Genomic DNA, 1912 nt, shown 5'->3' on the forward strand with positions numbered 1-1912 from the left:
CCGATGCATGGCGTAACAGCCTAGACCACTATCAAGAATTCGTTATCATCGTTGCACTTGACTTGAAAATTGAGGAAGATTATTAAGTTGGTTTTGGCATTTATAACCGCCACAGGTACAGTGCTATTACCGCACGTGGCCAACAACTTTGCAAAAGGGAACCAAAAAGCTGTTAGGAGTTCTTTGCAACTATCAATGCATCTTATATTAGTGGTCGCATTTCCAATGGCTGCAGGAGTTATTTGTGTTGCACAGCCGTTTACGAACTTATTTTTTGGCCCCCGATTTGCCGTAGTTGCAACATTAATGAGTGTGGAATCAGTTGTAATCATCCTAATTGGTATTAGTAACGCAGTCGGTCAGCAGTATCTATTGCCTACTGGTCAATATTCTCCTTATACTACTTCCGTTGTATTGGGATCAATAGCGAATATTATTTTGAATATTCCTCTTATCATATATTTTGGTGTAGTAGGATCGGTCGTTGCGACGGTCGTCTCGGAGGCTGTGGTGACAGGCTATCAAGTGCTCAGAATCAGGCAACAAATCAGGGTGGCCAGTTTATTTTCAGAGACCTGGAAGTATGCTAGTAGTAGTCTAGTAATGTTGCTAGCCGTGTTCCTCATTAGAAATATGGGAACCGGAGACTTCTCGAAGGTGGTAATTCGTGTAATCACTGGGGTTATTGTTTATTCAGTCGCCCTGCTTTTACTAAGGCCAAATTTCCTAATCAGTCAGTTGGGTTCTCTTAGGGCCCGGTTTGTTAAGCGTTAAAGTTGCTAAATTTGGTTCTGAAGGGAGATTCATATTGACCAAGATTGGTGCGTTAGTTGTCACGTTTAATCGTCCGGAGAAACTTGTTAATACGCTTCAGTCGTTGCAAACTCAAACGACTGCGATTGAAAGCATATTAGTGATTGACAATCATTCATCAGACAACATTGCTAAAGAGAATAAGATCAATTGCGATAGCTTTAGCAATGTTGAGTATAAGTATTTGAGTGCCAATCTGGGGGGCGCCGGAGGGTTTGCTGAAGGATTGAAGGTTCTTCAGACTCTTTCGCTTGATTACGTTCTCGTCTCAGATGATGACGTTGTTTATTCTTCCGATTATGTTAGGCTGTTACTCGCTCAAGTCGAGGAGACCACCGGGACCGTTGTCCTTACTGGAACGGTAAAGAACAAGACTGACGGTAGTATTGAGTTGTTGCATCGTCGTCGTTTAGTCAGTGAGAAGCCATTTATCAAACAAGAATCAGTTCATCGTGATGACTACGCTAAAGATTTCCAATATGACGTTTTTTCGTTTATTGGTGTCATGATCCCTATGGCAGTTATCAATACCATTGGGGTTCCAAGAGCCGACTTCTTTATTTGGTTCGATGACACTGAATACTCACTGCGTATAAAACGGCACTATACAATTAGGAATGTTAGCGCCGCCGTCATCTATCATGATGATTCATTAAACTCAACGCATTCTGGCACTTGGAAAAACTATTACGGATTTAGGAACGAATTAACAGTCGAGTATGAGACGCAGCGCAGGCACTCGCTGGTTTTCACCTTAGCGTATTTTTTCAAGAATTTTCTGGCTATCCTACGTTCACACTACCAAAATAAGCTGTATGTATCAGGCTGTCTCTATAACGGAACAGTGGATGCGTATTTAAACAGACTAGGACTCAGTCCGAAATATAAGCCATAATTCTTGTTGGAAAATTTCTACCTTTAGTTTATTTGTTCACATCATAAAATTTTAGAGGGAGCAGTCATGGTTCAAGATGTATATGTAATTGGTTCAAAGGGGATCCCCGCGAGGTATGGAGGGTATGGGCGCTGGTCCGCGTCAAGTAGACAGGTGAAATAATTAAAGTGCCTATGCAATTTCCTTTACGGCATGACTCCGGTA

The 1912-nt window shown here is 41.8% G+C and carries 3 protein-coding genes; all 3 read left to right on the forward strand.

The features are described from left to right. Positions 1-87 precede the first annotated feature (87 nt). The 3 genes from JUF21_RS11850 to JUF21_RS12180 all read left to right on the forward strand — a co-directional run bounded on the left by JUF21_RS11850 (position 88) and on the right by JUF21_RS12180 (position 1870). Positions 88-774, forward strand: coding sequence for a polysaccharide biosynthesis C-terminal domain-containing protein (locus tag JUF21_RS11850; RefSeq protein WP_203664857.1), 687 nt, complete (start codon positions 88-90; stop codon positions 772-774). Between the two features lie 34 nt (positions 775-808). Beyond that, positions 809-1708, forward strand: a complete 900-nt coding sequence (locus tag JUF21_RS11855; RefSeq protein ID WP_203623687.1) for a glycosyltransferase — start codon at positions 809-811, stop codon at positions 1706-1708. A 66-nt stretch (positions 1709-1774) separates the two neighbouring features. Next, positions 1775-1870, forward strand: coding sequence for a DUF1972 domain-containing protein (locus JUF21_RS12180; RefSeq protein WP_203664859.1), 96 nt, complete (start codon positions 1775-1777; stop codon positions 1868-1870). The last annotated feature ends 42 nt before the right edge of the window (positions 1871-1912 follow it).

Origin of the sequence: Lacticaseibacillus sp. 53-4, from assembly GCF_016861805.1 — a bacterium.
In the GTDB taxonomy this organism is placed as follows: Bacteria; Bacillota; Bacilli; order Lactobacillales; family Lactobacillaceae; genus Lacticaseibacillus.

Coding starts and splice junctions, on each gene's coding strand:
- JUF21_RS12180 (WP_203664859.1), top strand. CDS start 1,775: ATGGTTCAAGATGTATATGTAATTGGTTCAAAGGGGATCCCCGCGAGG.